Source organism: Pollutimonas harenae (assembly GCF_004153685.1).
Lineage (GTDB): Bacteria > Pseudomonadota > Gammaproteobacteria > Burkholderiales > Burkholderiaceae_B > Pusillimonas_C > Pusillimonas_C harenae.
This window is the reverse complement of the sequence record NZ_SDQD01000001.1, coordinates 286,469-305,342: the sequence shown is the minus strand read 5'-3', so window position 1 is coordinate 305,342 and position 18,874 is coordinate 286,469. Positions and strand designations below refer to the sequence as shown.

The following is an 18,874-nucleotide window of genomic DNA, read 5'->3' as shown; positions in this document are numbered from 1 at the left end:
ACTTTAGTCAATGTCGTCGGTGACGGCGGCAGCCCCCGTCGTCAAATTATCTTGCCATTCAGCGTACGTAATCGACGTCCCTTTGAGGCGCCAGGTATTGCGGCCATTGTCTGTGCGTCCAAGCACTGTTGCTGAAGCCGCACTGGGACTGGTAAAAGCAACATCACAAGTAAACAACAGATGCATACCGCCATCCGACGGTACCAGCATCCCCCTGCTGCACAAATTCTCACGTAATTGCTGATAGGAATGTGGTTCACCTCGCCAATCCAGTTTAGCCAGTGAATCGGCCTGAACCACAAACGTCTGACCACATTGTTGAGCTCTAGCGGACAGCCCATGCTTTGCGCTTTCTAGCTCGAAGAGTGCCCCTTCGTCTGCTGAGTCTTCCTTACTCTTGCGATCATGTAAGCGCCAGTGAGACTCGAGAGTTTGAAGCATGTCAAACTGTCTTTTTTCCATGACCTCGGAGGTCCACTTTTGATGCTGTAACACCTGCGTTGTCAGTGCGAAGCTGCTCACTCCCCCTTTTGTGAAATAAGCCGTTTTCTTCCAGCAAAAATCGCGATTGCTCGCGGCACTATTTTTCTTACGACTTAATAATGCCAGGTTGCCGAGCCGATGTAGCCACTGTTGACGCGTCGTTGGTTCGGAGATCCAGGTCTGCCATTCACTATCGGATGCTGGTTGCTGCGGCATAACGTGCTCTACGGAGACTACGTCATGTTGGTAGATGGCACTTGCATCAGACATAAGCCGGTCCAGTCTTAAAAGCAAAATCGCCAGTGCTCGCGACGAATGAGTATCGTATAAGGGGCCGTTCAGCGCCTTGAAAGTCTCGTGCTGCTCAACGGGCGAAAGCTGAAGTAAGGATGTTTCTCCCCACAAATCCTTGCCTGCCTCAATAATCCCGGTTAGAGATGAGAACCGCTCAATACGACCGTTCACACCGATTTTTCGTATCAGCATTGAATATCCGAGGCGTTCTAGGTCACGGAAGAAACTCAATACCAATTCCGGTTGGTCTCGATATTGGACAAAAAATGCTAGAGCTGGGGGCACCCAGTCTTTGAACTCTAGTCGGTTAAGCCAGTGAAGGTGCTCATTCACTTGTTCTGCATATTTTTGACTGGCGTATGCCCCGGCCTGTAGTTCGCCAAAAGCCTTCGCCATCGGGATAAGAATGTTATCGATAAAGTCAGCCGGCTGACTGACAGGGTTTACGTGAGCCTTGAACTCCTTGAGCAAGGTTCCTTGGGGTTTTGCCTTGCGGTAAACCATACGAATATGGCTAAAGAGGTCGCCGAAGTCCTCCCGACCTAAATCATCTTCAGCATCTTCCCATTTCTTCGTATAGGCATCACGCTGTTTAGCTGCTATACCGCCAATTATTTCTGCTTTTAGAATATCAGTCGCGTTCAAATCCAGGCCACGACTGTTTAGCACGCCGAAAATACGATACGCCGAATCTAGATCCGGCGTTGCTACTGTGACAAGATAGCAGCGTGTGATGATGAACTGTACTAGGCGACCCAGCTCGAGCTCTGTTAGCTTGGCTAAACTATCCAAGAAAATTTGAGCATTTGTCCGTAAACGCGCTTGAGCATCGGGTAGCGGAGTATTGAGCTTGATTAGTGTAGAAAGACCGTCTTCGTGCTGAACATATTGACGGAAAAAATCGCGATCACGATCTCGTAAGACTAGGCGATAGCGTGCTTGCGTGCCTTTGACGAGACTTCCTCGCTCATAGATACAGCTGGTGATATCTGCCTGTATTGAGGCATCGCTGATCGCAGCTCGAATTGCAGATAACAGCAGGGTTAGAGTCGTTAATCGTTGCTGGCCATCCACGACAATCGCATCCGATTTCGATTCTGTTTTGATTAGTACGATACTGCCCAGGAAGTATGGTGCCGCATCGCTGAGATGCTCTGGAGCGGCAGACAACGCGCTTAGCAGGTCATCCAAAAGTTCTTCTGCCTGGTCTTTTCCCCACGAATACGGCCGTTGGTATCCAGGGATAGTAAAGACATAGTCATCACTGAATATTTTGGCGAGCGCTTGTTCTTTGGCGGTGAGGGTATGAGCCAACTTGGCCTCCGGCGATATGGAGTGTTATTTCGGCCGGCGTTGCCGGATAATTTCAGTTACACATTCTAGTCGAGCTTTAAACTTCACGGCAACGAGAGCAGATGGTGGCGGCTCGGCCATTGCATTATGTTGTAGGTTTCATCCACAAAGTACTCCGTAGCTGGCGTGCCAAGAGCGTAACTGGTCGAACTAACGAGTTGTCACACTACGGAATCACGCTTCATCTGCTCCAGGTGCCTTTATGGAAAAAAGGTCCTGCGTCGTCTGCGCTGCCACTTTCTATGTCTTGCCGCAATGCCCGAATCAGATATATTGCTCCGCGCGTCAATGCCAGCAGGTGCGTAAGAACAGATGGCAGCGGGAAGCGCGCAAAGATCCCGACTATCAAGAGAACCAGGTTCGTGCTCAGCAGAGGTGGCGCGCTAGTCACCCCGATTATTGGCGCACGTATCGAGCTGAGCACGCCGAATATACCCAGAAGAACCGTGAACTACAGGCCTCTCGAAATGCCAAACGGCACAAAAAACCTTGATTGCAAAGAGAGGACTTGATCGCCAATTCCTGTTGAAAGTTCTATTGTTTATACCTGTATGTCGGTCGCAAGTGAGTGGCTTCCATGTCAATAAGCACAAGTACAACTCCAGATGGCGAGGGTCCTGTCACAGTACGGGCGGCCCAGTATGTCCGGATGTCCACTGACCACCAACAGTATTCAACCGAAAATCAGCGTGATGCAATTCGTGACTACGCAAAGCGGCGCCATATCGAGATAGTCCGCTCTTATGCAGACGATGGAAAAAGTGGTCTACGCATTGACGGCCGTGAGGCCTTGCAGCAGTTGATTCAGGATGTGCAGTCAGGCAGTGCTGACTTCAAGCTGGTTCTAGTCTACGACATCAGCCGTTGGGGGCGTTTTCAAGACGCGGATGAAAGCGCTTACTACGAATACGTATGCCGACGTGCAGGAATTAACGTGGTGTACTGCGCCGAGCAGTTTGAAAATGATGGGTCTGTGAGCGCAACAATTATTAAGAATGTCAAGCGCGCTATGGCCGGGGAATATAGTCGGGAACTGTCGACGAAAGTGTTTGCAGGGCAGTGCAGGTTGATTGAGCTGGGATTTCGTCAGGGTGGACCCGCCGGCTATGGTTTGCGTCGTATGTTGGTGAATCAGGTGGGGGAGTCAAAAGGGGAGCTTGCACGAGGAGAGCATAAAAGTCATCAGACAGACCGTGTCATTCTCGTGCCGGGGCCACCTCGCGAGATCCGCGTCGTGAATCAGATGTTTCGCTGGCTTATCGAAGCTGGCCTAGCTGAATCAGACATTGCGACGAAGTTGAACGCGTTGGACATACGCACGGATTTTGGTAGAGCCTGGACCCGGGGAACTGTCCACGAAGTACTGACTAACGAGAAATACATTGGCAACAATGTATATAACCGACGCTCTTTTAAGCTAAAGCGGATTCATGTATCGAATGCCCCGGAGATGTGGATCAGGAAAGAGGCTGCGTTTGAGAGCATTGTGCCGCACGAGGTGTTTGCTGCTGCGCAGGAAATCATTCTCGCTCGGGCGCGTCGCTATAGCAATGATGAGCTTTTAGAGCAGCTACGTACGCTGTATATGCGCCGAGGGTTTCTATCAGGTCTCATTATTAATGAAACCGACGGAATGCCTTCTTCCTCGGTCTATGCACAACGATTTGGCAGCCTGGTAAGAGCCTATCAGGCGGTGGGCTTCATGCCAGATCGTGACTATCGTTACATTGAAATCAATCGTTATTTGCGTCGTATGCATCCGCAGGTGGTGGCAGAAACTCAAGAACGTATTATTCAGTTAGGTGCTGAAGTTGTGCGCCATAAAGCGACGGATTTGTTGACCATCGATGGCGAGTTCACGCTCTCCATCGTTCTGGCACGCTGTCATGTGCCCGTTGCAGGCCAATACCGCTGGAAAGTCCGATTCGATACGAGTCTGTTCCCGGATATCACCGTGTTAGTGCGGTTGGATTACGAAAACCGAGCGGCGTTAGACTATTACGTGCTGCCACGCCTGGACTTTTACGCAAGCAAGCTGAGTCTGACGGATAAAAACGCCATTGAGCTTGACAGTTATCGCTTCGATTCTTTGGAGTATCTGTACAGCCTGACTGAGCGGGTTCCTTTTAGGAGAGCGGCATGACAATGGAGAGGGGGCCGACTGAGCTGCAACTCATACCGGTTGATGCGATCGAGGTACTCAATCCGCGTGAGCGCGATAGCAAGATTTTTGAGGAGATCGTCCGTAATATTAAGGAAATCGGGCTCAAGAAGCCCATCACCGTTACACCCAGGCCACGCAGTGACGGCACTCCACGTTACCTCCTAGTGTGCGGTGAAGGACGATTGAAGGCATTTCGAGAGCTAGGAGAGCCGGAGATTCCGGCCATGGTGGTGGATGTCACAGACGAAGACGCATTCATCATGAGCTTGGCAGAGAACATCGCTCGGCGGCACTACCGGCCCGTCGAGTTGATGGTGGCCATTGAGCAGATGCAGAAGAAGGGTTACGACCACTTCACTATTGCGAACAAAACGGGCCTCTCGTCCGCGTATGTACACGGAATCATGGGGTTGTTAGAGAAGGGCGAGCTGCGTCTTCTGGATGCCGTCGAGCGCGGAAAGATTCCGCTCAATTCGGCTTTGGCTATTGTCAATGCAGGTAAAAGCTCTGCTGCGGTGCAGGATGCGCTTCAAGATGCCTATGAATCAGGTGCTTTACGCGGAAAAGCACTGCTTGACGCGCGCAGGATTATTGAGCGACGCCAAAGCTTGGGAAAGACCTTTAACAAAGCTATTGCCAGAAAGAATGTGCCTGTATCTAGCCACAGTCTGGTCAAGTCGTACCAGAAAGAGGTCGAGCGGCAAAAGCTGATCGTCAAAAAAGCGGCATTTGCCCATGACAAGCTGTTGTTTGTCGCGAGCGCCTTTCGCCAGCTTCTGGCGGATGATCATTTTGCAACTTTGCTTCGGGCTGAAGGGCTTAATACGTTGCCCAAATATTTATCTGAGCGAGTACAACGGATGGAGCCACTATGAGTACGATCGATTTTGGTTTCGGCTTACAGCCAATGACGGTGCCTGTGACGCAGATTTTGCCGTCGCGGCAGGTATCTGGACCGTTTTCGCTTAGCAAGAAATATGCGCAGATACGGGCCTCGATTAACGATATTGGGTTGATAGAGCCGCTGTCGATTGCTCCAAAGCTGAAGGGTTCCGACCATTACTTTTTATTAGATGGACACATACGGCTAAGCATTTTGCGTGAAATGGGAGAGGTGGAGGTGCCTTGCCTGGTTGCGAAAGACGACGAAGGATACACGTATAACGGCAGATTGAATCGGCTGTCGTCGATCCAAGAGCACATCATGATCTGTAGGGCAATTGATCGAGGTGTGTCGCCGCAGCGATTAGCCACGGCACTCAATGTGAATGTGAGCACATTAAAAATCAAGAGAAGTTTGCTCGACGGCTTGTGTGAAGAGGTTGTGCACCTGTTGCAAGACCGACAGTTCTCCCCAAAGCTTGCCACCTTGCTACGCAAAATGAAACCAACTCGACAGATTGAGTGCGTCGAGCTTATGTTGTCGGCTAACAATTTGACTGGCTCATATGTCGAAGCTTTGCTAATGGCCACACCCGCATCTCAGCTTGTGGAAGGCAAGTCCAAGCCCAAGGTATCGGGGGTGACGCCGGAGCAACTGGCAAAAATGGAAGTGGAAATGCAAAACATCCAAGCACAATACAAACTCGCGGAGAGTTCTTATGGCGATGACATGTTGCACTTGACGCTGACGCAGGCCTATCTGGCAAAGCTACTCAAGAATACGGCCGTAGTCGATTACCTACGCACAAGTCAGCCAGACATGCTGCAAGAGTTAGAGGGAGTTGTGCGTATTGAGGTGATGGATCTAACCAGCAATGAAGTCCCAGCGTGAGATGCGAGATTTTAAAACCGGTTTGGTAGAAAGTCAGAAAATGGACCGGTTTTGGGGAATCATACGGTTTTCGGACGAGACTTGAGATTGCTGGCTGAAGTTGCATGGCCTTTGATCAGATGTATTAACTCAGACGTAATCTTCCATGTACTGTTAGATGCGTTAGAGTTTAGCTTGCAACTTCCGCTTTCGGCCAAGAGCGGTCAGTGGGCACAGATGCCATAAGCGATAGCTCGGCTCTGAGCATCAGTCTAGAATAAGCCAGAACGCGGGCCAATGGCAGCCCGCTCGACAAAGCGAGGGAGATGGGCATGATAGTCGCAATCGGGCGATCGGAGGGCCAAGCATGAGCCTTGATCGCATCCAGCTGCTTCGAAACGTGGGGCAATTCGATTCCGTAAGTGAAGGGGCTCAATTCCCGCTGACTCGCTTGGTATTGATCTATGCCGAGAACGGCCGCGGCAAGACGACGCTCTCCTCCATTCTGAGATCAGCGGGCACTGGTAACGCTCATCTCGTCACCGAACGCCATCGCCTCGGGGCGCAGCATCCTCCGCACTTGGTCTTGACCCTGAGGGCGGGTCCGCCACTGGTCTTCCAGAATGCCGTCTGGTCAAGCACGCTGCCCGGCGTCGCCGTCTTCGATGATCACTTTGTCGCTCAGAACGTCTGCGCAGGCATTGAGATCGGCGCGTCACACCGGCAGAACCTGCACGAACTGATCCTCGGCGCGCAGGGTGTTGCGCTGAACGCCGCTCTACAAGGCCATGTGGCTAGTATCGAGGATCACAACCGGACTTTACGAGCGCTCGGCGACGCGATACCGGTGGAGGCGCGCGGCAATATGGCGGTCGATGCGTTTTGCGCTTTGCCTGCGCGAGCCGACATCGACGTCACTATCCAGGATGGTGAGCGAGACTTGGCCGCGGCAAGGTCGGCCGATGCGGTGCGGCAGGCTGCGACGTTTATCGCACTCAGCCTGCCCAGCTTCGACATCCCGGCCATCAACGCGCTTCTCGCCCGGACGCTGCCTGATCTTGAGGCGGAAGCTGCCCATAGAGTCCAGGCCCATCTAGTCAAGCTCGGTGGAGCAGGCGCCACGTGGGTCAGTGATGGCATGCAGAGTATCGCCGCCGCTTCCACTGACGTGGATCACGAAATCTGCCCCTTCTGTGCTCAGGATCTAGCTAACTCGCCTCTATTGCGCCACTACCGTGCTTACTTCAGCGAGGCCTACGATCAATTGAAGCGCGACGTGGAGCAGCAGGTCCGGGAGCTGAACAACACTCACGGCGCGCCTGCTGCGCTCACCTTTGAAAGATCGCTACGAGAAGCGGAACAGCGTCGCAACTTTTGGGGCGCCTTCGTGCAGGTGCCCGAGATCACTGTCGACACCGCGGTGCTTACGCGCGCATGGGGAGAAGCGCGCGAAGCAATAGCAGAAGTGCTCACCGCAAAGCAGGCCGCCCCATTGGAAGGCAGCATCCTGCCCGAGGCTGCAATGGCCGCTATCGCGAACTACGAGGCGGCCAAGGTGGCCGTCACTGCCTGTTCCGAGTCCTTGACGGCCTGCAATGACCAGATCGCACTCGTCAAGGAGCGCGCAGCCGAGGCCAACGTCGCCGATCTGACAGCCGATCTAACGCGGCTGAAAATCACACGTGCGCGCTACTCCGCAAACGTCGCTCCGCAATGCGCGGCGTACGAAGAAGAAAAGGCAGCGAAGACCAGAACAGAAGGTTTGAGAGATCAAGCGCGCATCGCCTTGGACAACTACCGGCAGAATATCTTTCCGGCTTATCAAAGAGTGCTCAACGACTACCTCGGACGCTTTAACGCCGGGTTTCGCCTTGACCAAGTCGATTCAGTCAATACGCGAGGGGGATCGGCCTGCTCGTATAGCGTATTGATCAATAATGCAGTGGTGCCCCATACGGCCGATGCGGGTCCTTCCTTCCGCAACACACTCAGCGCTGGGGATCGCAATGCGCTTGCGTTGGCGTTCTTCTTCGCATCATTGGAGCAGGACCAGCAGCTCGCGCAGAAGATAGTGGTCATCGACGACCCCATGACAAGCCTCGACGAGCACCGTTCGTTGACTACCGTGCAGGAGATTCGCCGCCTGCTTCCTCGCGTTGCCCAGGTGATTGTGCTTTCGCACTCAAAGCCATTTTTATGTAACCTGTGGGAGGGCGCGAACACAGCGGACCGCTCCGCCATCAGGCTGATTCGCGCAGCAGCGGGCTCGACATTCGCCGCCTGGGATGTCCGTCAGGACTGCATCACGGAGCATGATCGGCGTCACGAGCTCGTGACCGGATATCTGCAAGCCGCCAATCCGGCAGTCGAACGACAGGTCGCCGCAGCCTTGCGCCCCATTCTTGAGGCGTTCGCACGCGTTGCCTACCCCAATACCTTTCAGCCAGGTGGACTTCTCGGACCGTTCATCGGCATCTGCGAGCAACGGGTGAACACCCCGGGGCAGATCCTAAGTCAGGCCGACATCGTGGAGCTTCGGGCGCTGCTGGACTACTCCAACCTGTTCCACCACGACAGCAACCCCGCGTGGGCAATGCAGGTCATCAATGACCAGGCGCTCGTCAACTTCGCGCAGCGCACCTTGGCTTTTACCAGGCGGTAGGCTCGGAACAACGTCTGCTCGAGAGTGGCAGTGTTTGTCCCCATTCGCTGCTCTCGACCTCTTGAATGTCGGCATTGGGTCGAACTGCGACATTGGGCCACGTCGGTTTTCCGGCCAACAGTTGCCATTCGATTACTTGCCACTAAAGCATATAAGTAACGCTGGGCGTGACTCCACCAGACACACATGCTAAACCTCATATCGCCCAGCGGCCTCCATACTTTCTTTGATAGTTTGGGTGCAGTACAGTCTGAATGTACGGGACGGCAGAAAAAGGAGTCAGGGCTGGTCAGACTCAAACACGTCTAGGCGCAGCTGGTCATAAATAGCCATGCCAGGCTTGATCAACTTGGACAGGATGTTCCGTGCGAACGCCTGGGCATCGTTGCCCACTTGCGTGAGCGACAGTATTCTCTTGGCTTCGACATAAATGACGCCCGCCGCCTTCTTAATATCGTCCGAGGGATGCCCCTGGCTCACAACGTTCGCCATCGCATCAGCCTTGGCGGCAATCAAATCCGCTGCCTTTTCGGGTTGTCCCATCGAGTGACAAAGAGAACTCAACACCTCGTCGTCGTAGAGGTAGGCTTCGAGATGCCGTAGGCTGAGCACCTGTATGCCCTTACTTTTAAAGGTGATGACATCGGTTGGGGAATGGTCGTCCAAGTCTATCAGGCGGATTACTTTCATCCCGGAAGCGAGCTTAGGAAGCACAGTAGCCAATCCTATAAAATCATTCTGCACTTCCTTCGAGTTACCGGCGGATATGAAGGTTGTGTCGGGCATCTCGTCGCCGAAGATCATTTCATAAATCCGAGCGTCATGCTCTGTGTTCTTGCCTGGCACCGCACCCATCGGGTTGCCTTCACAGACGATCACTTGCTTGGGTGCAACAAGCGCGGTGAGGTCGTCGAGGGCGACGTGCATGACACCTGCCCAGAAGGCTCGGGTGGGCTTGCTCGGAGAGATTGTAAGCACTTGGTCAAAGTCGTGATCGCTAAAATCTATGAAAGCTACCGACGTCGGGTCGGCATCGTACATCTCTCGGGCCTTGCGCATCATGCCAACCGAGTGCGATGCGATCCAGAGTTGGGAGTTTCCGGGAAGTAAATCAACGAGTTCAGCGAGAAGAGCTCCTTGCAGCCTCGTGTTCATATGAGTCTCGGGCTCGTCAATGCAATATATTGCATCCGCATAACTGCGTCGCTTGACCACGAAATCGAGGATCAGGTCAAAGGCGGCCTTCTCGCCACCGGAGAGGTTTTTATAGTCAAAGCCCTTCGAAGTACCCTTATCGAACTGGAAGGTGCCATCGGACAAAGGATTACCAATACCGACAAAGGTGAGATCAGGGAACAGGCGCTTAAGCGGGAGCTGGATCTCACCGATTAGCTTCTCGCGATAATCACCCATAGTCGTCCCTGACGCTTCGTTGACGAATACGTCTTCCATCGCTTGGGAGGCAAGGCGCTGGTAGTTGGCACTGACCGTAGCGTCAGGCTCAATCAGACGACTCAATGTGACGTTGTCGAGGATGTCTCCCTGCCGAGATAGGGATTGGGTAGCGAATTCATGGTCACCCCTATATGCGCTGCGGATATAAAGATTTCCTCGGGAGAAGTTATTGCCAGCGTCGGTGGTGAGGGAAATCCTGACACCAAGATCGGGCGCCTGTTCCTGCGGCCGATCGTAGTACTTGGCATCATTGTTCCAGCCGTATCCAGTGTCCATGCGGTATTTGAGCAAGAGAGCGTCAAAGAACGACGACTTGCCTGACCCGTTGGGCCCAGCCAGAACGACCAATTTGGCGCTCGACGGAATATCTTGGACGGTTAAATCGGAAAATCGGCGAAATCGTGTGATACGAATATTGCGCAGACGCATTGCGGTACCTTCGGAATCAATTTGCGAGAAAACCGATGTTAAGCCGAGACGGCAATCGTTGCCATTGGCAACGTGACGTCTACGAAGCCATGACTGTCCGCTTCGGGTCGTTCTCTGCCAGACTAATCGGGCGGAGCATGTCAGCTCAAGTCTGAGTTAGTACAGATCAGGCGTCTGCCTGGCTTATGCCAACAACCGGTCAAGTCAATGACCCAACGACGCTTCTTTACTTGTTCCCAAAGTGCTCACGCCGTATCTGGTTCTTTTCTGTGAAATGAGCGTGGCTGGTCGTTCCAAACACCTCAAACGACGCCGCCAAATTCGATCGAAGCAAGAATTCGGCGCACTTGCCGAAGGCCCAATTCTGTTTGGCAATGTTCGAGTGGCGTATTTCCACCCAGCGCGAAATTTGGTGTCGACAGCCACGTTTGTGCATCGTTTTTATTTTCGAAAACACGTTCAGCCATTTGTTGTGCTGACTGTATATAAGTATCTTTCTTATTCATTTTTTTCCTCTAAATGTGAACCTCGGTGCGTTTTTTGGGAGCCTCAAAAGTTGGATGATATGGCCATTAGATGCTACGCGAGCCACCTCTTTTTCGTGGAAACGCTTGCGCTGGCGCGATCCAACTCCAGTTCAAAATTCAATCGACAGGTTAAACCTATGCGATGCCTAGTTCTTGCTTTATTTCCGTGAGCATGTCAATTAAATGTTTTGCCGCACCTAGTTCTTCTACAGTTAAAAGTTGTCTGACTTCTCTCATGTTGACAGTTTTTCCTTCGTTCGTGAGTTTTCGGCAGGCTCGCAAAACGCTTTCGCGAGCCTGTTGGCGTTTTAGCTCCGCACGACGCTTGGCATGGGCTTGCCAGCGGGCACTAAGCAGACGAGCCTCGTTGTTTGCGTGTAAATATAGATAGCTCGCTTCAATCTCCAGGCGGCGGGCGGCCTCAGCGAGGCTGATGGGAGCGGGTTCCGCGGCAAAGCGCATTAGTCGGGCGCGTAGTTCATCCCAATTAATATTGCGATCTGGTGCGGTGCGCTGACGTGATCCAAGTTCCAAGTCAAGATCAAGCTGACTGGTGTTGATTGGCGGAGCCCACCCTTTGAGGTCCGCGGACAGGAGTTTATCCACCGACAGGCCGGTTGCGTCGGCGATTCGCAAGGCAGTCTCTAATGTCAGCGCGGTTTTGCCCCGAGTCCAACAGTGCACAGTCGATTTTGCGACCCCGACGCGACTGCCGAATGCCGCGCTGTTACCTTGGTTCATGCGAATTACGAGTGTGGTCAGAGCTTGTTGGACAGCGGTGAGCCCTGGCATCCCGATCGAGGCCTGGACGGCTAATAGCTTTCCGACTTGTGTGGCAATCCAGACAGCTTCGGGACTTGCGGCAAGGGCAGGCTGAGTACTGCCAAAGAAGGCGCCGCATTGCGTGCACCAGCCCGGAACTACATACGCTGCTTTGTGGCGAATGCCCGTTTGACCGCAATCTGGACATGTACATACGAGCTGGGTGGCATGGCGCTCACAGGCTGTCACCGCTTTTATGTCCCAAGCGAGCCGAAAGTACGGTGTTGTTCCGTTCTGACGGTCGTCGTCCAAGCAGTGGGGACACCATTTCCCAGTCGAAGGGGCCATCAAACTTCTAGGTGCCAATACCTGTTTCCAGGAAGAGACTGTAAGTTGATCAAGGCGGCCGACGCTTGTCATGGCAGATAACGCACTTGACCACTTAATGGCTGATTCACCAATACCGCTCAGGTTGCGATCGCGCCAGTCGAAGTCAGTGTTAAATTCGCGCTCCATTGTCTGGGTAACGACTTTTGAAAGTGCGGTGACAGAAGTGCTGTGCGAGACGGCGAGCCTGCAAAAGTAGCTGATAAGGCTTTCCACGGCGGATGTGCCTAGTCCCTGTGGTTCCAAAGCGTGAAGGACTGATCGCGGATTTGTTGTGAGGATGGCTTTCATGCGACGCGCCGTCCTGCATTAGTGGAGACGCTAGAGGCTTTGGGCAGCTTGCGGGTGAGCCCTGGATTGATGGCACTTTCGCCATCCAGGATTTCTTCAAGTATCCGTAAACGTTGTCCCTCGGTTAGGAGTGAGCGGCGAAGCGCGTCCAAGGACCAGCCTTGAGCCCGCTCCAGCCGCTTGGCCGTACGAGTGAGTACGGCTGAGAGAGTGCCAATACAGCCAAGGGTGTTCTCGTGTAATGCAGCGGAATGTGCAACCAGCTTCCCGCCCCAAAGATGTTGTAGGCGCTTTTCAAATTGCAATACACAGGCGTTGAAGTCGCGCTCGTCCTCCGGCCGATCTTGCCGATAGCGTTCAAATTGCAGCACGTTGGTACGGCGTGAAAGCTGGCCCGAGAGCGACATCAGCTGGTATAAGTCATACGAGCCGATCAGCAGCATCTGCGCGCCGCACGCGTTGGCAAGAGATTTCAGTGTGTCAAGCTGTATTTCCAGGCGCCGGGCGCTGGTCTGGCGAATAATGTGCGCGGCCTCGTCAATCACAAGGAACTGTGTCCCGCGCGCTGCCAACCCTCGTTCAACTGCCGTGCGCAATGAAGCCAAGCTCGTGCCCGATGAGGAGCGAGGACGGATCATGCGCCCACTTTGAGCATCTATGCCAAAGTTAGCTCGTGGCAGATTTTCCACTGGTCCTTGGTCTAGCTGAGCAAGAATCCGGCTGTAAAAGAGACGCCAGGAGAATTCGTTTTCGCCCGAGGAGGGGGCTTCAACGTATACCGCAGGAATCAGCCCCGCATCGTCCGCCATGGCTTGTGCTGATGTCTGTAAAGCCTTTTGAACGGCGTGGTGTGCCAGAGTGCTCTTACCCACCCCGGTCGGGCCGCAGACAAGCAGCAAACTGTCTTGGCTGCCTGGATAGATCAGTGTTTCGAGTTCGGTCATGAGCTCTGCAATGCGCGTGTGTTTGATGCGAAGACTCAGTAATGATTCAGCTGTGGGTGGCACGCAAATGAGGTCGTCATGGGTTTGTGATGTATCAGGTGTGGTCATGGTTGGGTAATTCGTTTAGAAAGTATCGAAGTTGGGGAGATCTTGCGTCGCAACTGGTTTTGCATGTTTTTCGCAGGATGGCTGCGGCTCGGGATAGGGCATATCGGTGAGGATGCCTTCGGCACCACTGTCATTGGCATCTTCTGAGAGCGGGTGGGCCGAATGCAATTGTCCCGTTGTTGATGTGGCTGAGGTGATTGCGCCCATCTTTAGCGTCATGTATAAGCTTTTGCTTTCTTGCTGGCGATCCAGCGCAATAGCGAGTGCGCCTGTGGGCGTATGCGTTTGCAAGAATTCGCGCATACGCTGCGGGGTATCTGAGGCGTTTAATGGTTTTCCGCCGCTGTGTATGTACTCTTCTGCCAGCGCTTGGCGCTCGTAAGTCGTAAGTTGTCCCAATCCGACCAGGCTCCTGCATTTAGCGGCAACCCACTCGGCCTTCACGCGTACATATGCGGTGGATGCGTCCCACGGGTCATATCTAACCTGTAGGTTTTTGTTTGCCACCTTTGAGTCCCTGAAAACAGGGTGCCAGTAATAAAAGTCATGCACTTTCACGCCGCGCTGGTCGTTCACCTTGCGGGTGGCGCCACGATCGACTGGAGGGCAAGTGGCAATCAGGAAGTCCTCATTCCAGATAACTTGTCGATGTGCACGAAGACCGCTCTGCACGAGGCTGCGTTCAAACATCTCGCGGGGGCTGCATCCGAGAGTTTTGTGCTGCTCTGTGTCGTAGTGTTCTGTCGCCCAGTAGTTCAATCCGTGATACATGGCTTCAAGCGTCCACTGCGCAAAGTTGACCGGCAGGTGCTTGCCCGTTGTCATGCGTACATTCTTGGTCGCTTTTGTGTTGCCGGCCAGGTTGTGAATGTATTGACTGTGTACCGTCCCAAACAAGCGCTCCATGATTGCCCCGGCTCGAGGTTGGCCAGCAGGCCGCATCCGCAGGTGCACTCCCATGACGCGAAGAAAGGATTGAAATGCCTCCGAAATCAGATCGCGGCCGTTATCAACCACAATCATTTCGGGCAGTCGTTGAAAACGTCGGACAATGTCGCGCATGAGCATGAGTACGCTGTGGTACGCCGGTTTGTCGAAGGTCAGGTAAAAGCCGACCACTCGCCTGCTAAATGCGTCAATGGCCAGGCTCAGCCAGGGACGACCGAGCGGTTTCCCAGTCCTATGTGAAACGAGTTCGATATCGAGCTGCGTATGGTCAATGTGGACGTACTGAAAAGCACGCGAGCCGTGGGTTGGCGTATCGGCATAGAGCACGTTGATGAACTCATCCTGCTGATATGCCATGCGCTTACCGTGTCGAATGCGTACGTCACCGGTGGTCTGCTGCGCTTTGACACGGTTGATCACGGTCGGATACGACGGTGCTTTAAGGTCCGCCTCATCAAAGGCGACGCAGATCTGCTTGTACAGTGTGCGAAAGTTGATAGCAGTCGTTGTTTTCCAGTGCTGTGTGATGAGTTGGGCAAGCAGTGACTCTTGTTCATTCGATAGCCGGGCGCTGCGATTGCCTCGCGCGGCGGTGTGCGGAACCAAAGCCATTACTTGTGGTGCACCGTTGGCTGCGGCAGCATTTACGCGGGCGCGCCAGTCACGCAGCGTACGTGCGGAAACGGGGCTGTCATCGGCTAGAAGAATTGCCTGACGCTTAAGCGCCATTGCCAGGTCTTCGTCGCTATAGCGCGCCAGATCCAGGTTTGCCGCGCCACCAGCGCTTTGGACGACGGTAATTTGCTTGTCTTCGTGCGCGGTAAGGAGCCATTTACGCGATAGTTGTATGTTTTCACCGTGCTGGTCTCGAAACACCACATTTTTGTCGTCGGCGAGTACGACTTCCAGCAAGCGGTCTTGATACTGAATTTGGGTACCATGTTCGAGTGTAAGCATGAAGTTGCCTACGCTTAAGACGTCTTCTTGCTCTATCAGTGAGCGGGCAAATTCCTTGAATGTGTGATCTCTGTAAAGTCGGCAGCGACGCTGATCGCCCAACGGTTCATTGTCCAAGTCTGTAGCGACCAGACCATCAGCAATGGCTTTAAACAGAAAATCCGCATCGAAGCTATGCGGAGGGTTCGTCAAGTCAGCCAAGAACAGCATGCCCTCGCTTTTGAGCGCTGAATGCAGGCGATCAAGTTCTTCAGGCGCGCAAGGCTGGGCAGCCGGATGGTAATAGTCGGCCAGGTGCAGCAGATTCTCGACACGTATGCGTGGGATCGACCGGTCAGTACAGATGCGGTACGCGATACCGAGATCGGCTAATTGCTGCTCGATCTGTGGTGAGAACCAGTTACCATCGGAGTCGCGTTGGTAACGATACGGGTAGCGCTGTGCTAGCTTTGTGAGCTTCTCGTCTGATTTCCACTCCTCCAGCGTGATGCCGCTCCGGCGGATGACGAGAAAATCTGGTGTGTGGTGGATGCGATGGATTTCACCTGTCGCGTCCTCAACCAGCTCCAAGTGCAGTTTGCATGGTTGCGGATAAAACTCCAGGACGGTAGGATCGAATTCGTGGTCGATCGCAGCTGGAAATTCAATGTGCCGGCTTTCTGTACGAATTTCGCAGCCCATTTTGCGGCTGGCAAAGATCGTTATGACGTTACTACCCCGCGACTGCACGTCACGCACCGGGGCTTTGATCCGGGCTTCGCGTACCAACGCCTGACCTTTGCTGGGGGTACCCAGCTGGTCAAATAGCGAAGAGAGTTGCTCCTTACCTAACATGTCCTCATTCCAAGTTCAGATGGATAGGTATAGGAATTGCCCCGCCAAAATCTAAGCAACCAGTCGAAAATGACCGGTTTTAAATTTTCCGTGCTGAGTTTTGCTCGGCGACGCGGCATGTACAAGCTGGCACTGGGCACCCCATTCCGAAGAATGTTCTGGAGTCGTAAAGGTTCAGAGGCCCAGAAACCCGCTAAAATCGGTCGAATTTGACTGGTTTTAAGGCGGCGGAGTGAAGTTTTGTATTGGCCAAGGACAGAAACATGCAAGAACGCAGCGTAAAGCCCCAGGGAGTGCTTAGTCAGTCTCAGGTTCTGAAAGCCTGGGAACAAGAAGCTCCCAGGCTGCTTATCAAAGAGATGAAGGACAGAAATTGTACGTACAGAGACCTTGCTGAGCGATTGCAGGTAATGGGCGTATATGAAAGCGCCGACCGGTTGAACCGGAAGGTGAACCGTAAGACGTTTAGCGCGGCATTCTTTTTGATGTGTATGAGTGCGCTTGGTGTATCTGAACTGACGGTACCGACCAATCAGCAGATAATGGATCAGTATGCGCGAACCAAATAAGAAACGGTTCCTGATCCGATTTGTCGCTATTGCGTATGGCTGCACCATCTGAATGCCCTTCAGCGTACCCTCTCATAAAAAGGGGCCTGCGGCCAAACAGGGGGGCCGAGAAGCACAGATCGTGACGTTATGAATACAACAATAGCTACACATTGCGTGCAGCTATTCTTAGCCTAGCACTGTTCAAAAAGAAATGTAATCAGGGTTTGCGCGAACCAGGGGCGTCAGAGGTCATCCGGAAATCAAGCGTGCAAGTGCTCCTCGCGCTTGCATTCTCTTTTTCTGGTTGAGTAGACGGGGGTCTTTGCGTGTGTTGAACCCACGGTTGGGATGTGGCATTCCGTTCAACCGGTAGGATCCATTTATGGGGGCTTGGGTGCTAAGTAGCGTCTGGCTTATGTAACGACGCCAATCGCTTGTCAAAGCGCTCCCGTAGAGTTTGCAAAGACACGGTTTTGCTGCTGTCGGGTAAAGGGGCTGCTGCAATGCCTTGAATATTTCGGACTAGCTTTAAATATTCTGGCACGCTCACGACTACAGCTTCAGCGTTGCCACCAGACATGACTACCAGCCTATTTGCCTGGGCAAGATGCTTTTCAATATAGTCCCACCCCTGTTCTTCTACTGCGGCAAGCGTAATGGCAGGTAGTTGTGAGGTAAAGGAGGCGTCGGCAGGCATACGGTTACCTCTAGGAAAGTCTACGGCATCAGTCTATCTTACTCTGTAGTGCTCACATTCTCCAGAGTTGTCCTAGAGGACAAGGTAAACCCACGACGATCAATAATTAAGTCAACCGTGCGGCGGTATGTGGCGATGGCCCAAAAACTGGGGCTGTAGGCTGGCCATTGAAGTAGCTAGTCTTGCTCGACCATACCAAAGATGCCGCAAAGTGTTTCGTCGACCTGCACGCAACACTGCCGAATGGACAGGAGCGCGTAAGGGTGCAAATGGGGCTCTTCTAGGCCTAGCTCGGCATAGATCGAAATCTTGGTAAGCATAGAAACACACTCGTCTAATGCGGCTAGTAGGGGCATGTGATCCTCATGGAGCATGAAAATCCCTATTCTTACCAGTTCGGCCTTAAGCCTCAATACGTAGAATCCGAGGCTTGTCACGCCCCACCTATTTTTGGAAGACGGGGAAGATAAGCCCGAGCTCTTTTGCGAACATCGCCAACGTTCTCCTATGGCAGCGCGCGTAGGAGCGAAATTTGGGCTTAGTCGAGTCTGCGACAGTCAAAACTGGCAGCAGTTTTGACTTTGCCGTGAAGCTAATGGGAAACGGCACGGTCATGCTGCGCAAGCAGAGCAAAAAACCTGCTCGTCCCTATTGGGATGGCCAAGGTTATCCGCATGTATCGTATGTGCCAGGATAAGAGGTCATCCCGGGATATCAATCGCGAATAGCACTTTGCCTGCTTAGGGCGTACGGCGCCATGTAATTTGAGGGGGCAAAAGGAGTGGTCACTGCGCCCACTTATTCATCTTGGTTGAGGTGGGGTGATCTTCGCCCGTAGTGGAGAGTCGACCCGCATGGCGTGATGGTCGACCTAGCCGTATGCAAAGCATTCCGCAGCCTCAACCAGGATCAATAGTGTTAAGTCTTGCGCAGATGCTTCGCCATACAGCTACCCGATATTCGGTAGAAACGGTGGCGCGCAATCAAGAATCGAGCAATATTCCAGGAAGTCGATCCCATGGCTGGTAGGCGAATGATGCGCGTTGCATGCCTCTATGCGAGTGCGGCGGTATCAGCCTATGCTGTCCTATATAAGATACTGTAAATAATAATATTTCTATATGGTGCTTGGCGGTGCTGAATCGGCCTTCTAATTGCAGCTAATTTCGTTGGTCCGGTGTCCGAGAGTATGGGTTGACGGCAACCTTCCCGTATGGGTCGGCGGCAAGCTGGGTATGTGCCAGTGGCAAGCGTTCTCTCCATCGAGCCCGGCGT

General features: G+C 53.2%; 13 protein-coding genes. 5 read left to right on the top strand and 8 right to left on the bottom strand.

Annotation, left to right across the window (positions count from 1 at the left end; translation table 11 throughout):
- Positions 1-3 precede the first annotated feature (3 nt).
- Positions 4-2,091, bottom strand: coding sequence for a DUF4357 domain-containing protein (locus tag ERD84_RS01410; protein WP_130037545.1), 2,088 nt, complete (start codon positions 2,089-2,091; stop codon positions 4-6).
- Positions 2,092-2,707: 616 nt separating this feature from the next.
- Here ERD84_RS01410 and ERD84_RS01405 point away from each other — a divergent pair.
- The 4 genes from ERD84_RS01405 to ERD84_RS01390 all read left to right on the top strand — a co-directional run bounded on the left by ERD84_RS01405 (position 2,708) and on the right by ERD84_RS01390 (position 8,709).
- Positions 2,708-4,273, top strand: coding sequence for a recombinase family protein (locus tag ERD84_RS01405; RefSeq protein ID WP_257215210.1), 1,566 nt, complete (start codon positions 2,708-2,710; stop codon positions 4,271-4,273).
- The gene (locus ERD84_RS01400; RefSeq protein WP_130037541.1) at positions 4,270-5,169 is read left to right on the top strand and encodes a plasmid partitioning protein RepB C-terminal domain-containing protein; all 900 of its coding nucleotides are present in this window, start codon (positions 4,270-4,272) and stop codon (positions 5,167-5,169) included. The genes ERD84_RS01405 and ERD84_RS01400 overlap by 4 nt, the downstream gene beginning before the upstream one ends.
- On the top strand, positions 5,166-6,068 hold the full coding sequence (locus tag ERD84_RS01395; protein ID WP_130037539.1) for a plasmid partitioning protein RepB C-terminal domain-containing protein: 903 nt from the start codon (positions 5,166-5,168) through the stop codon (positions 6,066-6,068). The genes ERD84_RS01400 and ERD84_RS01395 overlap by 4 nt, the downstream gene beginning before the upstream one ends.
- A gap of 346 nt (positions 6,069-6,414) precedes the next feature.
- Positions 6,415-8,709: an AAA family ATPase gene (locus ERD84_RS01390; protein WP_130037537.1), complete on the top strand. Its 2,295-nt coding sequence runs from the start codon at positions 6,415-6,417 to the stop codon at positions 8,707-8,709.
- Between the two features lie 279 nt (positions 8,710-8,988).
- Here ERD84_RS01390 and ERD84_RS01385 read toward each other — a convergent pair whose 3' ends face one another.
- The 5 genes from ERD84_RS01385 to ERD84_RS01365 all read right to left on the bottom strand — a co-directional run bounded on the left by ERD84_RS01385 (position 8,989) and on the right by ERD84_RS01365 (position 16,351).
- Complete coding sequence (locus tag ERD84_RS01385; protein WP_130037535.1) at positions 8,989-10,593, bottom strand: AAA family ATPase; 1,605 nt, start codon at positions 10,591-10,593, stop codon at positions 8,989-8,991.
- Positions 10,594-10,895: 302 nt separating this feature from the next.
- Positions 10,896-11,099 carry an MbcA/ParS/Xre antitoxin family protein gene (locus ERD84_RS01380; protein WP_130037533.1) on the bottom strand — a complete coding sequence of 68 codons (204 nt, stop codon included), beginning with the start codon at positions 11,097-11,099 and terminating at the stop codon, positions 10,896-10,898.
- Between the two features lie 156 nt (positions 11,100-11,255).
- A complete protein-coding gene (locus tag ERD84_RS01375) occupies positions 11,256-12,560 on the bottom strand; it encodes a helix-turn-helix domain-containing protein (protein ID WP_130037531.1) in 1,305 nt (434 codons plus the stop codon).
- Complete coding sequence (locus ERD84_RS01370) at positions 12,557-13,612, bottom strand: AAA family ATPase (protein WP_130037529.1); 1,056 nt, start codon at positions 13,610-13,612, stop codon at positions 12,557-12,559. The genes ERD84_RS01375 and ERD84_RS01370 overlap by 4 nt, the downstream gene beginning before the upstream one ends.
- Before the next feature lie 15 nt (positions 13,613-13,627).
- A complete protein-coding gene (locus ERD84_RS01365) occupies positions 13,628-16,351 on the bottom strand; it encodes a DDE-type integrase/transposase/recombinase (protein WP_130037527.1) in 2,724 nt (907 codons plus the stop codon).
- Positions 16,352-16,614: 263 nt separating this feature from the next.
- Between ERD84_RS01365 and ERD84_RS01360 the strand changes: the two genes are divergently transcribed.
- Entirely contained in the window at positions 16,615-16,920 is a 306-nt protein-coding gene (locus ERD84_RS01360; protein ID WP_130037525.1) for a DUF6471 domain-containing protein, read from the top strand.
- 379 nt (positions 16,921-17,299) lie between these two features.
- Here the strand turns inward: ERD84_RS01360 and ERD84_RS01355 are convergent, their stop codons facing one another.
- Entirely contained in the window at positions 17,300-17,599 is a 300-nt protein-coding gene (locus ERD84_RS01355) for a hypothetical protein (RefSeq protein ID WP_130037523.1), read from the bottom strand.
- Between the two features lie 176 nt (positions 17,600-17,775).
- Positions 17,776-17,919: a hypothetical protein gene (locus ERD84_RS15910; protein WP_167667210.1), complete on the bottom strand. Its 144-nt coding sequence runs from the start codon at positions 17,917-17,919 to the stop codon at positions 17,776-17,778.
- Positions 17,920-18,874: the final 955 nt, after the last annotated feature.